This window comes from Bradyrhizobium barranii subsp. apii (genome assembly GCF_011516635.5).
Taxonomy (GTDB): Bacteria; Pseudomonadota; Alphaproteobacteria; order Rhizobiales; family Xanthobacteraceae; genus Bradyrhizobium; species Bradyrhizobium barranii.
The window spans coordinates 4,426,979-4,444,596 of record NZ_CP096255.1 but is presented as its reverse complement, the minus strand read 5'-3'; the positions used below and the strand labels follow the sequence as shown (position 1 = coordinate 4,444,596).

General features: G+C 65.0%; 14 protein-coding genes, 1 tRNA gene and 2 pseudogenes. 3 read left to right on the top strand and 14 right to left on the bottom strand.

From position 1 onward, the window contains the following. Positions 1–34: 34 nt before the first annotated feature. From HAP41_RS21000 to HAP41_RS20990, 3 genes are all read right to left on the bottom strand, one after another. Positions 35–111: transfer RNA gene (locus tag HAP41_RS21000), tRNA-Arg, on the bottom strand. 152 nt (positions 112–263) lie between these two features. After that, positions 264–794, bottom strand: a complete 531-nt coding sequence (locus HAP41_RS20995; RefSeq protein ID WP_166097178.1) for a hypothetical protein — start codon at positions 792–794, stop codon at positions 264–266. Positions 795–955: 161 nt separating this feature from the next. Beyond that, complete coding sequence (locus tag HAP41_RS20990; RefSeq protein WP_166097179.1) at positions 956–1,528, bottom strand: hypothetical protein; 573 nt, start codon at positions 1,526–1,528, stop codon at positions 956–958. Between the two features lie 181 nt (positions 1,529–1,709). Here HAP41_RS20990 and HAP41_RS20985 point away from each other — a divergent pair, with 181 nt between their 5' ends. Further along, positions 1,710–2,096: a VOC family protein gene (locus tag HAP41_RS20985; protein WP_166097180.1), complete on the top strand. Its 387-nt coding sequence runs from the start codon at positions 1,710–1,712 to the stop codon at positions 2,094–2,096. A gap of 50 nt (positions 2,097–2,146) precedes the next feature. Here HAP41_RS20985 and HAP41_RS20980 read toward each other — a convergent pair whose 3' ends face one another. Further along, positions 2,147–2,641, bottom strand: coding sequence for a hypothetical protein (locus HAP41_RS20980; RefSeq protein WP_085405488.1), 495 nt, complete (start codon positions 2,639–2,641; stop codon positions 2,147–2,149). Positions 2,642–2,901: 260 nt separating this feature from the next. On the opposite strand from HAP41_RS20980, the gene HAP41_RS20975 reads away from it, so the two are divergent. Further along, the gene (locus HAP41_RS20975) at positions 2,902–3,255 is read left to right on the top strand and encodes a GrlR family regulatory protein (RefSeq protein WP_063986297.1); all 354 of its coding nucleotides are present in this window, start codon (positions 2,902–2,904) and stop codon (positions 3,253–3,255) included. Between the two features lie 8 nt (positions 3,256–3,263). Here the strand turns inward: HAP41_RS20975 and HAP41_RS20970 are convergent, their stop codons facing one another. After that, the gene (locus HAP41_RS20970; RefSeq protein ID WP_166097181.1) at positions 3,264–5,951 is read right to left on the bottom strand and encodes a PAS domain S-box protein; all 2,688 of its coding nucleotides are present in this window, start codon (positions 5,949–5,951) and stop codon (positions 3,264–3,266) included. Positions 5,952–6,075: 124 nt separating this feature from the next. Continuing rightward, positions 6,076–6,345 (bottom strand): annotated as a pseudogene (locus HAP41_RS20965) (EamA family transporter); the annotation flags it as partial. A 76-nt stretch (positions 6,346–6,421) separates the two neighbouring features. On the opposite strand from HAP41_RS20965, the gene HAP41_RS20960 reads away from it, so the two are divergent. Further along, positions 6,422–7,263, top strand: a protein-coding gene (locus tag HAP41_RS20960; protein WP_206706213.1) for an IS5 family transposase whose coding sequence is annotated in 2 segments (ribosomal slippage) — positions 6,422–6,497 and positions 6,497–7,263 — 843 coding nt in all. Because the reading frame shifts where the segments join, the coding sequence is not laid out codon by codon here. A 10-nt stretch (positions 7,264–7,273) separates the two neighbouring features. Here HAP41_RS20960 and HAP41_RS20955 read toward each other — a convergent pair. From HAP41_RS20955 to HAP41_RS20920, 8 genes and pseudogenes are all read right to left on the bottom strand, one after another. Next, a pseudogene (locus HAP41_RS20955) lies at positions 7,274–7,924 on the bottom strand (DMT family transporter); the annotation flags it as partial. Between the two features lie 80 nt (positions 7,925–8,004). Then, positions 8,005–8,820, bottom strand: coding sequence for an NUDIX hydrolase (locus HAP41_RS20950; RefSeq protein ID WP_166097182.1), 816 nt, complete (start codon positions 8,818–8,820; stop codon positions 8,005–8,007). Positions 8,821–8,824: 4 nt separating this feature from the next. Beyond that, a complete protein-coding gene (locus tag HAP41_RS20945; RefSeq protein WP_166097183.1) occupies positions 8,825–9,778 on the bottom strand; it encodes a dihydrodipicolinate synthase family protein in 954 nt (317 codons plus the stop codon). Between the two features lie 144 nt (positions 9,779–9,922). Then, positions 9,923–10,801 carry an SDR family oxidoreductase gene (locus HAP41_RS20940; protein ID WP_166097184.1) on the bottom strand — a complete coding sequence of 293 codons (879 nt, stop codon included), beginning with the start codon at positions 10,799–10,801 and terminating at the stop codon, positions 9,923–9,925. A gap of 155 nt (positions 10,802–10,956) precedes the next feature. Then, positions 10,957–11,817: a MaoC family dehydratase gene (locus tag HAP41_RS20935; protein WP_166097185.1), complete on the bottom strand. Its 861-nt coding sequence runs from the start codon at positions 11,815–11,817 to the stop codon at positions 10,957–10,959. Between the two features lie 254 nt (positions 11,818–12,071). Next, positions 12,072–12,461: a Zn-ribbon domain-containing OB-fold protein gene (locus HAP41_RS20930; protein WP_028154920.1), complete on the bottom strand. Its 390-nt coding sequence runs from the start codon at positions 12,459–12,461 to the stop codon at positions 12,072–12,074. Beyond that, the gene (locus HAP41_RS20925; protein ID WP_166097186.1) at positions 12,461–13,618 is read right to left on the bottom strand and encodes a thiolase family protein; all 1,158 of its coding nucleotides are present in this window, start codon (positions 13,616–13,618) and stop codon (positions 12,461–12,463) included. Before HAP41_RS20925 ends, HAP41_RS20930 begins: the two co-directional genes overlap by 1 nt. Positions 13,619–14,097: 479 nt before the next feature. Continuing rightward, positions 14,098–17,589 carry an indolepyruvate ferredoxin oxidoreductase family protein gene (locus tag HAP41_RS20920; RefSeq protein WP_166097187.1) on the bottom strand — a complete coding sequence of 1,164 codons (3,492 nt, stop codon included), beginning with the start codon at positions 17,587–17,589 and terminating at the stop codon, positions 14,098–14,100. Positions 17,590–17,618 lie beyond the last annotated feature (29 nt).

Below are 17,618 nucleotides of genomic sequence, written 5' to 3'. Positions count from 1 at the left end.
GGCCGGCCGGGCCTCAAGGCTCCGGCCTGGCAAGTGGCGCGCTCGGAAGGATTCGAACCTCCGACCCTCGGAATCGAAATCCGATGCTCTATCCAGCTGAGCTACGAGCGCCCCGGCCCGGGTATGGGGCCGCAACCGAGAAGCGCCGGACCGCTGCTGGCAAGCCAGCGCACCGGACGGCGTTCGGATCGGTTCGAATTAGCAGAGAGATTGACCAATAAAAAGCCCTCCCCGTCTCGATTCGAGACGGGTCGGAGGCACCCTTACCAGGTCGTGTTGAAGAGACCGAAATGGGGCTGCTGCGCGAACAGCATCGGCCGGCCCTGTTGCGGCGCCGGGTGCGCCCTGGCGACCTTGCGCTTGGGCTGAGCCTGGATCTGAGGCGTCTGCCCCTGAGGAAGCTGAGCCTGCGCCTGAACTTGCGGCTTGGCCTCCGCCTTCCTGGCCGCAGTGGCGTTGGCCTTCGGGGCCGGCGTAAACTGGGCGAAGGTCTCGCGCACCCGCGCCTTGGCCGACATCTCGGCCAGCTCCGGCGAAGCAGCCTCCTGCGCCGGCGGCTGAGGCGCAACGACCGCGGCGGTCTTCACTGCGGGTGCGGCAATGGTCGGCTGGCTGGTGTCGAGCACGACGCGCTCAGGCAAATGGCGATCCGACCGGATCCGGATCAGCGGCTGATCGTTGCTTGCGGTGACGATAGCCTGTGCGACCGGTTGCGATGGCAGAACGTAATCCGCCACAAACAACAGTGCGAGCAAGGCTCCACCGACGAAAACGAAGTACCTGAAAATGGGCATCGGCCACGCTCCGCCCCCCGCATCCCCGCGTGGGCTCTTCGCCTTAAACCGGCGATACTCTAATTGGTTCCTGCACCCGGCCCTTGGTTCAAATGGCAACGCCAAGTTTTTCGGCCAAGGCCTGCGGACAGTAACTTTTCCGCTACCGGGAACTCCGGGCGTTACGCGCGCCGTGCTGCGACCAGCGAACACTTCGCCTGATCGGCGTTAACGTTGATGAAGCCGACAGGGATACGGGCAAAGGTCTTGCGGCTCTTCATCGTTACCGTGTCGGCAAGCACGCGGCTACGGTCGGTGAGATGACTGCCATCGCGTCGCGTGAACGCGCAGACGATCTCCAGATCCTTAACGGCATAGTCATTGTCGTTTCGCAGCGTGAACGTCACCAGCGCCTTCGAGCCGAGCCCGCCACGGCGCCAGGTCTGCGATGAGATTTTGAGGCGATCGAGTTCTGCCGCAGCTGGCGCCTGAGCTTCGACAATCGGCGAGACCGCCGCCGCCGTACTGCCCGGAGGTGCCGGTTCGACCGTTGCCACGTCAGACTTCACCGGCTCGGTGCTGTTGCCCCTGGAGAGCGGCAGCAGCATCCACACCCCGCAGCCGACGATGATCGCCGCTAGTAGCCAGAGCAGGCTTCGCCCGAACGAGACGCTCGCGATCGTCACGGCTCGCGCCAGGCGCTCGCCGCTCCCGGCGAAACGTCCCCACCCGATCCGATCAAACCTGGCGTTCATGGCTGTATCACCGACCGCGGCCTGGGCTCGTTCGACGACGGACTCGGCCACTGCTTACCTTAATCCGGGAGACGAACTAAGGTTCCCGCGCTCATGCCGAGTCGGCAAGGACGGTGGTGATCACCAGCCGGGGCCGCTAACATGCGCTGCAACATCGAAGACCCCGTTGGGAGAACATGAAATGCCAGTCGTCGTCACTTGGGATCACGTCCATCTGCGCAGTCCCGATCCGGAGGCCACAGCGGCTTGGCTGCGGGACATCCTCGGCGGCGAGATCGTGCGCGCACCGGGACGGATCGACGTGAATCTCGGCGGCGCAAAGATCTTCATCGCATCGCTCGAGGGCGACAACGCCGTCAACCCGCCGCCGCCGCACCCGCATCAGGGCCTCGACCATCTCGGTCTCACCGTGAAGGACATCGACGCCGTCGCGGCCGAGATCAAGACCAAGGGCGTCACCTTCACGCGCGAGCCGACCACGATCCGGCCCGGCGTGCGCATCTGCTTCATCCGCGGCCCGGAAGGCATCTCCATCGAGCTGCTCGAGCGCGACAAGAAATACACCTGACGCGGCGCCGCATCTGAGGTCGACGAGAGGCCGGGCGTGCGCTCGCCCGGCTAACTCATGCTGCCCGGCATAAAGCAGCGGATGGCGACGCCCATGTAGCCGTAGATCGGCCACACCATGGTGCGGCCGACCCGGTTCGGCTCCGAGATGACGGCCTCCTCGGGCACGTCAACCCAGACGAGCTCCTGCTGCTGGCCGTCGAGCACGTGGCCCAGGCGCGGGATGCGGACACGATAATGTCCGTCCTTGCTCTCCCAGTCAGTGTCCGAGAGCGCCGAGCCGTCGGCATCGGAACAGCACGGCCCCTTGCCGCTGCGCAGGCCGTCGAACCACGCCTTCAATTCGGCATTGGTGTTGACGAACTGGCCGCGGTCGCGCGCATGCCCCGAGGGGGCTGCGAGCGCGATCAGAGCCAAGGCGCAAGTGAGGCTCACCATGCTTCGCCAACGTGGCGCACCACCGGTCGGCCGTTGTGTTTCGCAAATCGTGGGACGCACACTGTACAGACGCGGCTCATCGCCGCCGGAATCGATCCAGTTGCTCACGTTTGTCTTGCTCCAGCACCCCGCGGCCAGTGCAACAATGGTTATGCATTTCGCGGGCCAACTTGATTCGCAACGACTGGCCTCGCGTCATGATCAGACAGTCATGGTGGTGTCATAGACAAGCCGGGACAACTACGGCTGGCGGCGGCAAGATCGCACCGCCGCCCGGCAAACTGCCGCGTTGCGCGCGGGAACGCGCTTTGGCATAAAAGCTCTACCGGTTACGCCGTTGGGCGATGGCGGCCGGCCTGTGGGACGTGATGAAGAACGGCCTCTACTCGATTCACGTGAACCTGCTCGATGGTCGAGTCGGCAAGGGCAGCGGCGTGATTCTTTTTCGCGACGGCAAGATCCTTGGCGGCGATGCGTACCTCTATTACACGGGCAGCTACGTCGTGAAGGACGACCACACCTTCAAAGGCGAGGTGCTGGTGCAACGGCACACCTCGCCGCGGGGCGACGACAATCCGCTGTTCGGCGGCCCTGCCCCGGTCGGCATCGGCGTCAGCGGGACCTACACGGACACCCGTGCCGAGATGACGGGCACAGCGCTCGTCGGCAAGGCCAGCCTGATTTTCGGCGCCACGCTGCACAAGCTCGCGGAAGCTGATTAGGCGCGGGACTATTCCGCAGCCTGCTCGAGCGGCGCGGTACGCGGCAGGATGATCTGGATGCGCGTGCCCTCGCCCGGCTCGGAATCGAGATCGAGCCGCCCGCCGAGGCGGTTCGTCACAATGCTGTAGACGATGTGCAGTCCGAGGCCGGTGCCGCCCTGGTCGCGCCGCGTGGTGAAGAACGGATCGAAGGCGCGGCGGCGGACGTCGAGCGACATGCCGCAGCCATTGTCCGAGAAAATGATCTCGACATTGTCCTTGCCGGACTCGCGCACCTGGATGTCGATGATCCCCGGCCGGCCGTCCGGGAAGGCGTGCGCCACCGAATTGAGAAACAGATTGGTCAGCACCTGGCCATATGGGCCGGGATAGCTGTTCATGGTCAGGCTCGGCTGGCACTCGACGTTGAGCGTCAGATTGTGTTTGCGCAAGCCGGGCCGCAGGCTCATCACCACCTGCTCGGTGAGGTCGCCGAGATCGAAGCTGCGCTGGTCCGAGTAGTTGCGGTCGGCCGCGACCTGCTTGAACGACTGGATCAGTTCGGCCGCGCGGTTCAGATTGGAGACGAGCTGCGAGGACGCATCGCGGCTGGTGTTGAGGAAGTCGTTGAGCGTGGAGCGACGGAGCTCGCCGCGCTCGACTTCGGAGGTGAACATCGCGGTCTTGCGCTCCAGCGCGGATGCGACCGTGAGGCTGATACCGACGGGATTGTTGACCTCGTGGGCGACGCCGGCGACGAGCCGTCCGAGCGCGGCGAGCTTCTCCGCCTCGATCAGCGAGGCCTGGGTCTCGCGCAGGTTTCGCAACGCGGTCTCGGCGGATTCCTTGGCTTTGCGCATCTCCTGCTCGCCGCGCTTGCGCTCGCCGATGTCGAGCGCCACGGTGACGATCCGCTCGATCTCGCCGTCGGCATCGAGCAGCGGCAGCTTGTTGACCAGCCATTGCCGCATGTTGCCGGAGGAATCCTTGTATTCCTCTTCGTAGAAGCCGAGACCTTTTCGAAGCCTGAGCACCCGCTTGTCGTTCTCGTCGGTCTTGGCTGCGCCGTAGCGCGACATCAGATCCGCGGTGGTGCGGCCGAGCGCATCGGCGGGCTCGATGCCGAAGATGCCGGCCATGTAGCGGTTCATCAGCACGTAGCGCAGCTCGCGGTCCTTGACGTTGATGACCGCGGGCACGGTGTCGATGACCTGCTGGAGCAGGCGCCGTCCTTCGGCGATGGCGTCTTCCGCCCGCTTCTGGTCGGTGATGTCGCGCAGCGTGCCCTCGTAGCGGACGATGTTGCCCGCCTCGTCCCGCACGCCCGTGGCGCTGTCGGAAAGCCACAGGATGTTGCCGCTGCGCTGGCGCACCTGGTACTCGAACTCGCGGACGATGCCGTCGCGCGCCATCAGCCGCTGGTATTCGGCGCGCGCCTCGGGGTGGACGTAGATGGTGTGGGCGATGTCGTTGATGCTGTCGATGAGCTGCTGCGGGCTGTCATAGCCCATCATCCGCGCCAGCGCCGGATTGGCGTTGAGGAGATCGCCGGCCGGCGTCGTGACATAGATGCCGTCGACCGAGCCCTCGAACAGCTTGCGGTAGCTCTCTTCGGCGAGGCGCTGCTCGGTGAGCGCCCGCACCGCCGCCTCACGCGCCGTGTCGGCCTCCTCCAGCGCGCGGCGGAACACTTCGGCCGCGCGCGCGATGTCGCCGATCTCGTTGTCGAGGTCGGCCGACGGGATCGAGGTGTCCTTCTCGCCCGCTGCGAGGGCGCGGATGGATCTCGCGATCTTCGCAAGCGGCCGGACGGTCCGCCGCACCACGAAGCCGGCCGCGAGAATGCCGATCAAGACGCCGATGGTGCCGAACACGATGCTCTGCCAGCGCGCCTCCGTCAGCGTGCGGGCGAAATCGCGCGACAGCACGTGGCCGCGCCTGGCGCTGACCTCGCGCAGGAGTTCCGTGACGCGGCCGATCAGGCGGCCCTCGGTGCCCAGCACCTCGCGGTCGATATCGGCGATCTGTCGCTCCCGGACGGCCACCGCGATGATGGCCTCGGCGTAATCGTTCACGGCCGTCTTCAACCTGGCGTCCGCGATGTCCATCGCCCGCATCCCCTGCGCGGCCTGCTCGGCGGCGGACGGGTTGCGCGCGAGCAGCCCGAGCGCGATCCGGCTCTGCGCTTCCGACAGGCGGGAGGCAAGCTCGCGGTCTGCCGCGGCTCCGACGGCCACGTCGAACCGGTCGCGCAGCGGCGGCAGACCGGCGAGCAGCTGGGCGCGGCGGTCGATCAGGGTCGAGATCCGCTCGAGGCCATTGCGATAGGTCGCAAGGCGCTCCGTGACCCCGTCGATCATGTCCTGCTGCTCGGGCGCGAGCTCGATGCGGGTCTTCCTCAGGATGTCGTTCAGTGTCGAGGCCGCCTCGCCGACCTGCTTGAACTGGGTGCCGGCGCCGGGATCGGTGACGAAGTCGCGCGCGGCGAGCCGCAGCTCGTTCATGCGGCGGTCGATGTCCTCGGCGAGGTCGCCGACGCTCTGGAGCCGCTGCAACTCGGCGAAGGTCGTATCGATATGCCGGATCGCGATCACGCTCGCGGTCGAGGTGACGATGATCACGGCCAGCACCAGGAGGAAGCTGCCGAAGGTGAGCTGGCCGATGGAGAGCGAGAATGTTCGCTTTTTCTCAGGGGTCGGCGTCAATTCGGCGGACATTGGGGCTTTTGAGGACCGGGCTATTGGAGGCCCAATATACGATGGTTTGCGGCCCCGGGGGAACATGCCTCGCGCTGCCGAATATCCTTAATATCGCGAGCCCGCCGCCCTTCTCCCCTCCCGATTATGACGTTTTGACGCTGGCCGGCCGCCGGGCCGCGATCGTCATGGCGGCGACGCCGAGGACGACGCAGGCAAGCCCGATCCAGGCGGTCCGGCTCAGGGTTTCGCCGAGGAAGCCGACGCTGATGGCGACCCCGATGGGCACGCGCAGATAGGCCTGCGCGGTGGTGCCGACCGAGCCCAGCGTCTGGATCAGGCGGAAGTAGATCGCGAACGCCGCCGCAGTCGAGAAGGTCGCCAGCGCGAGCAGCGCCAGCACGGAACTTAGTGTCCGACCGAAAAATAAGTTGAGTGATATCAGCGAGTTCTGATTCCATCGGTGTTGCGAAGCATCAAAGGGATCGAGAATGTGGACTGATATCACCCGGGCACAGTTTGCCCGAGAGGAGCTGCGTTTGCCAAGCGACTTGACGGATGCGGAAGGGGCGTGCTGGAGAGGTTGCTTCCTGTGCGGGCCAAGCGCGGGCGGCGCCCGAAATGGAGCTATCGCGACATCGTCGAGGCAGTACTCTATCTGCTGCGCGGCGGATTGCCGTGGCGCATGCTGCCGCCCACTCTGTTTCCACCAATGACCACGGTGCAGTACTATTTCTACCAATGGCGCGACAGCGGATTGTGGCAATCGATCAACCACGCACTCCTGATGCTGGCGCGCGAGGCGATCGGCCGGGAGGCCTCGCCGACGGCCGGCGTGATCGACAGCCAATCGGTCAAGACCACGGAAAGTGGCGGCCCTCGCGGCTACGACGCGGGAAAGAAGATCAAGGGTCGAAAGCGCCACATCGTCACCGACACCCAAGGGCTCCTGGTCGGAGCGATCGTTCACGCTGCCGACGTCCAGGATCGTGACGGCACGCCAGATGTCCTGTGCAGCATTCGCTACCGCTTCCCCTGGCTGCGCCATATCTTCGCCGATGGCGGCTATGCCGGCGAAAAGCTCAAGGCGGTGCTGGAAAAGATCGGCCGGTGGACTGTCGAGATCATCAAGCGCTCCGATGCCGCACAGGGCTTCGAGGTGCTTCCGCGCCGCTGGGTGGTCGAACGAACCTTCGCCTGGCTCGGCCGCAACCGCAGATTGGCCAAGGACTTCGAGCGAACCATCGAAAGCGCAACTGCCTGGCTCTTCCTCGCCTCTGTCCAACTCATGACAAGGCGCATCGCAGCGATAAAAACAGCAATGCAATTTTGAGTCAGGCTCTTAGCGAGGGCGACAGCGTCCAGGGCTGTTCGACGATCAGCGAGGCCGGGATCAGCGCCGCCGCACCCGCCAGCAGCGAGCCGGCGGCCGGTGCCATCGGATCGAGACCTTTGAAACTGCGGCCGAAGATCGCGGCGCAGGCGTAGCAGATGGTGGCGGCGACGATGGCGGCCTCCGCGACGAGGCCGCTGCCGATGTCGTGGAAAGCGTCGACGCCGACGATCAGCAGGATGCCAGCCATACCGGCGACCACGCCGAACAGTTTTCGCGGCGTCGTCACCTCGTGGCGCGTGACGACGGCTGTGAGCAGGAAGGTGAAGATCGGTCCGGCCGAGTTGAGGATGGTGGCGAGCGCGGCATCGACATGACGCTCGCCCCAGGCGATCAGCGTCCAGGGGATGACGCTGTTGAGCACGGCCTGGAACGCGAAGCGCTGCCAGGTCGCGGCATCCGTGGGCATCCTGATGCCGCGTGCCCACATGACGACGAGCAGCAGCAGACCGGCGATCGTGGTACGCGCCGCGATCAGCGTGATCGGCGGAATGGTGGCGACGCCGAGCTTGATGAAGGTGTAGGAGCCGCCCCAGAGCGTTGCGAGCGCGACCAGCAGCGCCAGCTCGACGGCGATGTTGGGGTCCCGTCCCTGATCCATTTTGCTCGTCCCGTCCATTCGCGATGGACGGAACCTAGCGCGTCCGCGGCCGCCAATACTTCGTTTGGTATCGAAGTATCCTAGCCGACCGCCCCGACCTCGAAGACCTCGCCGTCGTAGCCGGCTTCGCGGGGAATGCGGAGCTGGCGGCCGCCTTCGGTCTTGGTCATGACAGGCATCACCGTGACGATCGACATGCCGCGGGCGTGCTCCAGCGCGGCGCCCACGCTGCCTTGCTTGGCGAGCCGGATCAGGTTGCGCGTGGTCGGGAACGGCAGCTTGAAACGGCCGCTCTCGCCGCCCTCCACCGCCTCGCGCGGCGACACCCAGATCGAGTCGGTCGACTCCCGGCCGTCATGGGCGCCGAGCTGATCGGGCGGTGCGGCCGCGAGGAAGAACCAGGTGTCGAACCGCTTCGGCATGCCCTCCGGCGTGATCCAATGCGCGTAGGGCACGAGCGTATCGAGCGCGAGCTGGAGGCCGTTGTCGGCCAAGATGCTCAGGAAGCTGATCTTGTGTTCGTTGAGGGCGACGCGATGCTTGTCGGCGATCTCGCCGGCGCGCCTGGCATCGATCGGCGTACCCGCGCCCTTCGCCCGCGCCAGCAGGATGCCGCTCTCCTCAAAGGTCTCGCGGATCGCGGCGATCCGAAATCCGCGATCCGATTCACTTAAGGCTTCGCCGCCCGAATAGAGGTCGGCACGGGCGACGATTTCGTTGTCGCCAGCATCGACGCTGCCGCCGGGAAACACCAGCGCGCCCGAGTTGAACTCGATCTGATGATGGCGAACCATCATGAACACTTCGATTTCGTCGCGGCTCTTGCCGTCGACCCTTGCGCCGTCGCGGAGCAGGAGGATGGTCGAAGCCGGGCGTGATGCTGATGTCTCTGGCATTCAACTAACCTGCGGCGCTGGATTGCGGACCAAGATTGGCGCGCTTGTCGACGCGGGCGACGCGCGACAGGAGGTAGTCGACCTCCGCCTTGGCCGCCGGCGTGATGGTCGCGCCCGGCTTGCGCTGGGCGCTGGAAGCGATGATGCCGCGCTTCTGCAGCACGTGCTTGCGCACCGCCAGACCTGCGCCCGGCTGCTGCTCGTAGCGGATCAGCGGCAGATGCGCGTCGAACAGATCATGCGCAGCGTCGCGCTTGCCCTCCTTCGAGAGGCGCACGACGTCGATCAGGAGCTCCGGGAAAGCATAGCCGGTCATGGCGCCGTCGGCGCCGCGCTCCATCTCGAAGTCCAAAAAGAGTCCGCCATTGCCGCAGAGGATCGAGAGCGGACGGAGCGAGCCGTCCTTCTGGAAGCTGCGCAGCGTCGAGATCTTTTCCAGACCCGGCCAGTCCTCGTGCTTGAGCATCACGCAATTCGGATTGTCGGTGACGATCTTGCGGATCACCGCAGGGGTGAACACCACCGTGAGCGCCAGCGGATAGTCCTGCAGCACCCAGGGCACATCAGGCCCGATCGCCTCCGCCGCCTGCTTATAGTAGCCGACGATCTGGTCGTCGGTCCGGAGCGACGGCGGCGGCGCGATCATCACGCCGGCCGCGCCGGCATCCATCGAGGCCTTCGCCAGCGAGCGCATGGTGGCAAAGCCCGGCGCGGAGACGCCGACGATCACCTGCATCTTCTTGGCGCGCTTGACGAAGCGCACCGCCACCTGCTCGGCCTCCGCGGCATCGAGCTTCGGCGCCTCGCCGAGGATGCCCAGCACCGTGACGCCGTCGCAGCCGACCTCCTCGTAGAAATCGGTCAGGCGGTCGATCGAGCGCTCGTCGATCCGGCCGTCATCGTGGAACGGTGTCGGCGCGATTGCGAAGGTGCCCTTGGCGTCGGCGGTCAGTTTCATCTAGTCCTCGTCTCTCTCTATTGTCATTCCGGGGCGCGACGCAGTCGCGAGCCCGGAATCCATAACCACGATCCGGAGTATGGATCCTCAGATGCGTAATTGCGCATCATAGCTCACGCTTCGCGTGCCCCGGGATGACGACCTTTAAAACCTCCGCGCCCCCATCTTGATCTGCTCCTCGGAGAAGAAGATCTCCTTGGCATGATCGACGATGTCCTGGGCGTTCCAGCCCGAGTGCGGCGGCTTCCAGCCTTCCATTTCCATCATCCGCATTTCGCGCACGCCGCGGGGCCCGGACACACCCAGCACCTTGCCGGTCTGGTCGCCCGACAAGTCGCTGACCATGTATAGCACGGCCGGCGCGATGCCGTCCGGCCCCAGCGCCGCGCCGGGGTTCTCCTTATAGCGGGGCAGGTCTGCGGTCATGCGGGTCAAAGCGCCCGGCGCCAGCGTCCAGATCCGGATGTTGTACTTCCGGCCCTCGATCGCCAGCACGTTGGACAGGCCCCAGATGCCGCCCTTGGCCGCGCCGTAATTGGTCTGGCCGAAATTGCCGATCAGGCCCGATGTCGAGGACGTGTTGACGATGACGCCGCCGCCGTTTTCCCGCATCCAGCGAAACACCGGCATGGTGCAACAAAAGGTGCCCTTCAGGTGCACCTTGATCACCTTGTCCCAGTCGGATTCGGAGGCCTTGGAAAAGGTCTGGTCTCGCAGGATGCCGGCATTGTTGACGAGGATATCGGCGCGGCCGAAATGCTTGATGGCGTCGTCGAACACCGACTGGCCGCCCTCCATGGTGGAGATGTCGGCGCCGTTGGCGACCGCCTTGCCGCCCTCGGCCTTGATCGCGTCCACCACGAGCTGCGCCATCGACTTGTCGGCGCCGGAGCCGTCACGGGGGCCGCCGAGATCGTTGACGACGACCGACGCCCCTTCCCGCGCGAACAGTTTTGCGTAGGCCTCACCGAGCCCTCCGCCCGCGCCGGTGATCAGCGCAACCTTGCCGTCGAGTAGTCCCATGGTGGCCTCTCCCTGTTTTTGTTTTTCGTGTCCCGGACGCGATGCAGCGTGAAACGCTGCGTCGCGTCCGGGACCCATTCTTCGTTCGACATTCTCTGGGCCCCGGCTCTGCAGCGCACCGCTAAGGAGCGCTGCGTCCGGGGCACGAGACCCACCTAACCCAGCACCGTCTTGCCGTTCTTGATCACGGTGACGCCGCGCGACTTCACCTTGGCCTCGAACGAGATCACGTTGCCGTCCTTCCAGAGGTCCATGGTCACGGTCTCGCCGGGATAAACCGGCGAGGAGAACCGCGCGACGTGCTGACGGAAGGCCGACGCGTCGTAGTCGGCATAGGTCTGGAGCACGCCGCGGCAGGTGATGCCGTAGGTGCACATGCCGTGCAGGATCGGGCGCGGGAAGCCGGCCTTCTTGGCGAACTCGGGATCGCTGTGGAGCGGGTTGCGATCGCCGCAGAGGCGATAGACCAGGGCCTGGTCGGGGCGCGTGACGATGTCGATGGTCTTGTCGGGCGAACGCGAGGGGATCTTGTGCGGATCGGGCTGGGTCAGGTTCGGCCCGCCAAAGCCGCCGTCACCGCGGGCGAAGCGCGAGGCGACCAGTGTTGCAAGCTTCTCGCCCTTCTCGTTCTTGAGCACGGTCTGGTGGCTGATCACGACGCCCTTGTCCTTGCCCTTGTCGTAGACCTCGACCACGGAGGAATCGGCGGTGATGTTTGCGGCCACCGGCAGCGGCTGGTGGAAGGTGATGTCGCGCTCGCCGTCCACGACCATGACGCGGTTGAGGTTCATCTCGCCGGGCCCCGAGCCCCACGCCGCGACGGAGGCAAAGGTCGGCACCACCTTGAGCGGCCGCGGCGTCAGCGTGCCCTCGTTGACGAAGGCGAGCTCGTTCTCGTCCATCGGATCGGCGCCGAGGCCAATGCCGTAGGCGTAGAGCATAACCTCGCGATCAGTGTAGGAATATTTCTGGCCGATGTTTTTCAGGCCTTTGAGTTCTTCGTATCTGGCGGACATTTTTCTGGTTTCCTCCCGGCTCTCTCCGCGAGCAGCGGTGCCCGTTGATGTGCCCTCTCCCCTTGTGGGAGAGGGCCACGAGGTGCTCGCAACAAACTCACCGGGGTGAGGGGTTGCCTCCGCACGGAAAATTTTCTCTGCGGAGCGATACCCCTCATCCGGCGCCGTAGCCGAAGCTTCGCTTCGGCGTCTCTTAAGGACGGCCGCCGCAGGCGGCCTATGCCACCTTCCCCCACAAGGGGGGAAGGAAGAAATTACGCCGGCGTGAAGAACGGCAGCGGTGCACCATCCGTCGGCTTGAACACCACCTTCACCTTCTGGCCGATCTTCAGCTTCTCGAGATCGCAGTCGACGAAGTTGGTCTGCACCGACGGACCTTCCTTCAGCGTGACGTAGCCGATGGCGTAGGGACCGGTCGGCGACTTCCGCATCAGGCTCCAGGTGTAGATCGTGCCCTCGCCCGAAGCCTCCTCCCACACCGTCTTGTCGGAGTAGCAGAACGGGCAGATCGAGCGCGGGAAGTAATGCGCCTCGCCGCACGCCGTGCAGCGCTTGATCATGAATTTGCCCTGCTTCGCGGCGTCCCAGAACGCGGCGGTCTCGGGGTTGGTCACGGGAGCGGGATACTTCTTCGCTTCACTCATCACACGCGCTCCAGAATGGCCGTCGAGGCGGCGTGGCGAACGCCCAGAAGGCCGCCGGTGCCGTGGGCGATGGCGAGATCGCAATTCTTGACCTGCACCTTCGGATGCGCCTCGCCGCGCAGCTGCCTGACCGCTTCGATGATCTTGGTCATGCCGCCGCGATTGACGGGATGGTTGCTGCAGAGACCGCCGCCGTCGGTGTTAAACGGCAGCTTGCCGACGCCCGAGATCAGATTGCCGTTGGCGACGAACTTGCCGCCCTCGCCCTTCTTGCAGAAGCCGAGGTCCTCGAGCTGCATCAAGACGGTGATGGTGAAGCTGTCATAGATCGAGGCGTATTTGATGTCCTTCGGCGTGATGCCGGCTTCCTCGAACGCGCGCGGGCCGGACCAGATGCCGGCGGAGTAAGTGAGGTCGAGATCCTTGCCGCCGCGCGGGCCCTTCATCGCCTCGCCATGGCCGATCAGCTTGACCAGCGGCTTCTTCAGGCTCTTGGCGATCTCCGGCGTCGTCACGATCAGCGCGCCGCCGCCGTCGGAGACGACGCAGCAATCCATGCGGTGCAGCGGATCGGAGATCATCGGCGAGTTCAGCACGTCCTCGACGGTGACGACGTCCTTGAGCATCGCATGCGGATTGTATTGCGCGTGATGCGAGGCCGCGACCTTGATCCAGGCGAGCTGCTCGCTCGTGGTGCCATAGTCGTGCATGTGGCGCATGGCACACATGCCATAGGCATTGTGCGTGGTCGCACCGTAAGCGGACTCGAAATCGGCCTCCGCGCCGGCCGCGCGCGGCGGCATCACGCCAGTGCGCGGCTTGCCGGCGAGCGTGATCAGCGCGATCGAGCACTTGCCCGCCGCGATGGCTTCAGCGGCATGGCCGAGATGAATGATGTAGGAACAGCCGCCGGTCTCGGTGGAATCGACGTGGCGGAGTTTTTTGGTGTTCAGGCCGAGATAATCGACCATCGGCCAGGCGCCGCCCGGTGCATCGCCGGCGCAGAAATAGCCGTCGACATCGTCCTTGCTGAGCCCGGCATCCTCGATCGCGCCCTTGGCGACCTCGGCATGGAGCTGGGCGGTGGATTTGTCCGGCGCATGCCGGGTCGGGTGTTCGTAGATCCCGGCAATGTAGGCCTTGCCCTTGATGGTCAAAACGTCAGGTCTCCGCGCTCGCGTTTCTTCTTGCTCCGTTTTTCTGAACCGCGGGGGCGAGCTTGGCAAGCGCGGAAATATTCCGTCGGGCGAGAGGGCAGCGCGTTGGCGCAAGTGGGGTCTAACCTAGGCTGCGTCCACATCGTCATTGCGAGCGCAGCGAAGCAATCCAGGAGGCTTTCCGCGGATGCACTTCTGGATTGCTTCGCTGCGCTCGCAATGACGAACGCGACGACCAAAATCCTAAAGGTGTTTTGCCCGACGGCGCAAGCGATTTTCTTTTTTTACGAAAACAACCCCATGCACAGTAGGACGCTGGTTGATTTCAAAGAGGAAATCGTAGGGTGGGTTAGCCGAAGGCGTAACCCACCTCTTTGCTTTCCACGTGGACGGAGAAGTGGTGGGTTAGCCCTGCAGATGCGCTTCGCGCATCTGCAGGGCTAACCCACCCTACGCATTGCGTTCGCGTCGAGACCGCCCTACTCCGCTGCGATCTGCCTCGGCGCGGGCGGTGGGCTCGCGAGGTCGGCCGCGAGCTGGGCGTAGCGGGCTTTCGCGTTCGCGACGGCCTTCTCCTTGACCGGGCCGTAGCCGCGGATGCGATCGGGCAGTGACAAGAGCTCGACGGCGGTGTCGACCGTGATCGGCGACAACAGGCCGAGCACGGTGGCGACGTCCTTCTCGTAGCCTACGATCAAATCGCGCTCGAGCTTGCGGTCGGCGCTGTGGCCGAAGATGTCGAGCGGTGTGCCGCGCAGGAACTTGAATTTCGCGAGCACCCTGAATGCCTTCAGCATCCACGGGCCGAAGGCGCGCTTCTTCGGGCGACCCAGCGCGTCGACACCACTGCTGAGGATCGGCGGGGCCAGATTGAAGTTGAACTTGAAGTCGCCCTCGAACTGGTCGCGGAGCTGCTGCTCGAAAGCGCCGTCGGTGTAGAGGCGCGCAACCTCGTATTCGTCCTTGTAGGCCAGGAGCTTGGCGTAGTTCACCGCGACCGCGCGCGGCAGCGCATCGTCATAACCGCCCTGCTTGGCGGCATCGCGAACCTGATCGACCAGCTTGCGATAGCGTTTTGCCAGGCGGCCGCTCTGGTAGGCGGTCAGGTGCTTGGCGCGATGCGCGACGACCTCATCCAGCGTCATTGCGTCGAGCGTCTTCGGCGCGACAACCTCGTCCGTCCCCTTCAGCATGTCGGCGAGGCGCTGGGGATCGGCGACCGCGAGGCGGCCGAGGCGGAAGGCCTCCTTGTTCATCTTGATCGCGACGCCGTTGACCTCTATCGCCTGCTCGATCGATTCTGCCGACAGCGGGAACAGGCCTTTCTGATAGGCATATCCCATCATCATCATGTTGGTGGCGATGCTGTCGCCAAGCAGCTGCTCGGCCGGCTTGGTGAAATCGAAGAACACCGAGTCCTTGTGCAGCGCCGTCTCCAGCAAGCCATTCAGCTTGCGGGTCTGGAAGTTGAAATCGCGGTTGAGGACGAAGTCGGCGGTCGGAATGACGTGGCTGTTGATGATGCCGCGGGTCCGGCTGGTGTCGCAGAGCGAGATCGTGTCCTTGGCGACTGCGACCACCTCGTCGGCGGCGAGCACGAGATCTGCCGTACCAGTGACGATGCGCGAGCAGGTCACCTCGGCCGGATGATCCGACAGACGGACGTGACTGAGCACCGCCCCGCCCTTCTGCGCCAGGCCCGACATGTCGAGGATCATCGAGGCCTTGCCCTCGATATGAGCGGCCATGCCGAGCAGCGCACCGATCGTGAGCACACCGGTGCCGCCGACACCGCCGACTGCGATGTTATAGGGCTTATCCACCGTCGGCCGAGACGCGGGCTCCGGCAGCTCGCCGATGTCACCGAGATCGGCCGGCGCACGATGGCGCGGCTTGCCGCCGTCGACGGTGACGAAGGACGGGCAGAAGCCTTTCACGCAGGAATAGTCCTTGTTGCAGGACGATTGGTTGATGGCGCGCTTGCGGCCGAACTCGGTCTCCAGGGGCTCGACCGAGATGCAGTTCGACTGCACCGAGCAGTCGCCGCAGCCTTCGCAGACCACCGGGTTGATCATGACGCGGCGCGCCGGATCCTCCATCAGGCCGCGCTTGCGGCGGCGCCGCTTTTCGGCCGCGCAGGTCTGCACGAAGACGATCGCAGAGGTGCCCTTGTACTCGCGGCACATCTTCATGACGTTGTCGAGTTCGTCGCGGTGATACAGCTTCACGCCGGGCGCGATGGTGTCGGCCGGATAGGTGTCGGGCGCCTCCGAGACCAGGTAGATCTCGCGGATGCCTTCGGCGTGGAGCTGGAACGTGATCTGCTGCGGCGAGAGATCGCCGTCATGGCGCTGGCCGCCGGTCATGGCGACGGCGTCGTTGTAGAGGATCTTGTAGGTGATGTTGGTCTTGGAGGCGACCGCCTGCCGGATGGCGAGAAGGCCCGAGTGGAAGTAGGTGCCGTCGCCGAGATTGGCGAAGATGTGGTTCTCGTTGGTGAAGGGCGCGATGCCGACCCACAGCACGCCCTCGCCGCCCATATGCGTGAACGTCTCGGTCGAGCGATCCATCCACAGCGCCATGAAGTGACAGCCGATCCCGGCGAGCGCACGGCTGCCTTCGGGGACCTTGGTCGAAGTATTGTGGGGGCAGCCGGAGCAGAAATACGGCACGCGAGAGACAGGCGCCGTCGCCTGCATTTGCGTGGCCTGGCGGCCGTTGAACCAGTCGGCCTTGGCGCGGAGCATCTCCGCGATCTCGGGGTTGAGATTGAGGCGGAGAAGCCGCTCGGTGAGCGAGGTCGCAAGCGAGGCGACGCTGAGTTCGGCGGCGAAGGTCAGGAAGCGTTTGTCGTGCTCGTCCATCTTGCCGACGATGCGCGGGCGGACGTCGTCGCGCCAGTTGAACAGCTCCTGCTTGACCTGGTTCTCGACGATCTCGCGCCGTTCCTCGATGATGAAGATCTCTTCGAGGCCGACCGCAAACTGGCGTACGCCTTCCGGCTCCAGCGGCCAGGGCATGCCGATCTTGTAGAGGCGAAGCCCGATCTTGGCGGCGACCTCCTCGGTGATCCCGAGCTCGCGCAGCGCCTGGCGGACGTCCTCATAGCTCTTGCCCGACGCCATGATGCCGAAACGGGCGTTCGGCGAATCCATGGTGACGCGGTTGACCTTGTTGGCGCGCGCAAAGGCGATCGCGGCAAAGCCCTTGTAGTCCTGGAGGCGGCGGTCCTGCTCGAAGCGGTCGTCAGGCCAGCGCAGATTGAGGCCACCGGGCGGCAGCTCGAAATCGGGCGGGATGATGAACGGCTTCATCTCGTCGGTGAGGTCGATCTCGGCGGTGGTCTCCACCGTCTCCGTGATCACCTTCATGCCGACCCAGCAGCCCGAATAGCGCGACATCGCGATGCCGAGCAGGCCCATCTCGATCATCTCGTGGATGCTGGACGGATAGAGATACGGCATCAGCGCCGACATGAAGGCGTGGTCGGACTGATGCGGAACAGTGGAGGATTTTGCAGCGTGGTCGTCGCCGGCCAGACACAGCACACCGCCGTTCTTGGCCGAGCCGGCGGCATTGCCGTGGCGGAACACGTCGCCGCAGCGATCGACGCCGGGGCCCTTGCCGTACCAGATGCCGACGACGCCATCATATTTGGCGCCGGGCGAGAGGTTGAGCTGCTGCGAGCCCCACACGGCAGTCGCCGCCAAATCCTCGTTCACGCCGGGCTGGAACTTGATGTTGTACTGCTCGAGATGTTTTCGCGCCGCAAAGAGCTGCTGGTCGTAGCCACCGAGCGGCGAGCCGCGGTAGCCGGAGATGAAGCCCGCGGTGTTGAGGCCGTTGGCGCGGTCGCGCCGGATCTGGGCCATCGGCAACCGGACCAGGGCCTGGATGCCCGTGGTGAAGACGTGTCCGGTTTCCTGGGTGTATTTCTGGTCGAGACTGATCGGACCCTGGTTGATACCCATTCTTGTCCTCTCCGCCCGTTTGAGCGTTT

Bases quoted from the DNA above. Each gene is read 5' to 3' on its own strand.
- HAP41_RS20935 (WP_166097185.1), bottom strand. From the start codon at position 11,817: ATGTCCGCCAGATACGAAGAACTCAAAGGCCTGAAAAACATCGGCCAG.
- HAP41_RS20920 (WP_166097187.1), bottom strand. From the start codon at position 17,589: ATGGGTATCAACCAGGGTCCGATCAGTCTCGACCAGAAATACACCCAG.
- HAP41_RS20975 (WP_063986297.1), top strand. From the start codon at position 2,902: ATGAAGAACGGCCTCTACTCGATTCACGTGAACCTGCTCGATGGTCGA.
- HAP41_RS20945 (WP_166097183.1), bottom strand. From the start codon at position 9,778: ATGAAACTGACCGCCGACGCCAAGGGCACCTTCGCAATCGCGCCGACA.
- HAP41_RS20985 (WP_166097180.1), top strand. From the start codon at position 1,710: ATGCCAGTCGTCGTCACTTGGGATCACGTCCATCTGCGCAGTCCCGAT.
- HAP41_RS20930 (WP_028154920.1), bottom strand. From the start codon at position 12,461: ATGAGTGAAGCGAAGAAGTATCCCGCTCCCGTGACCAACCCCGAGACC.
- HAP41_RS20995 (WP_166097178.1), bottom strand. From the start codon at position 794: ATGCCCATTTTCAGGTACTTCGTTTTCGTCGGTGGAGCCTTGCTCGCA.
- HAP41_RS20950 (WP_166097182.1), bottom strand. From the start codon at position 8,820: ATGCCAGAGACATCAGCATCACGCCCGGCTTCGACCATCCTCCTGCTC.
- HAP41_RS20970 (WP_166097181.1), bottom strand. From the start codon at position 5,951: ATGTCCGCCGAATTGACGCCGACCCCTGAGAAAAAGCGAACATTCTCG.
- HAP41_RS20990 (WP_166097179.1), bottom strand. From the start codon at position 1,528: ATGAACGCCAGGTTTGATCGGATCGGGTGGGGACGTTTCGCCGGGAGC.
- HAP41_RS20940 (WP_166097184.1), bottom strand. From the start codon at position 10,801: ATGGGACTACTCGACGGCAAGGTTGCGCTGATCACCGGCGCGGGCGGA.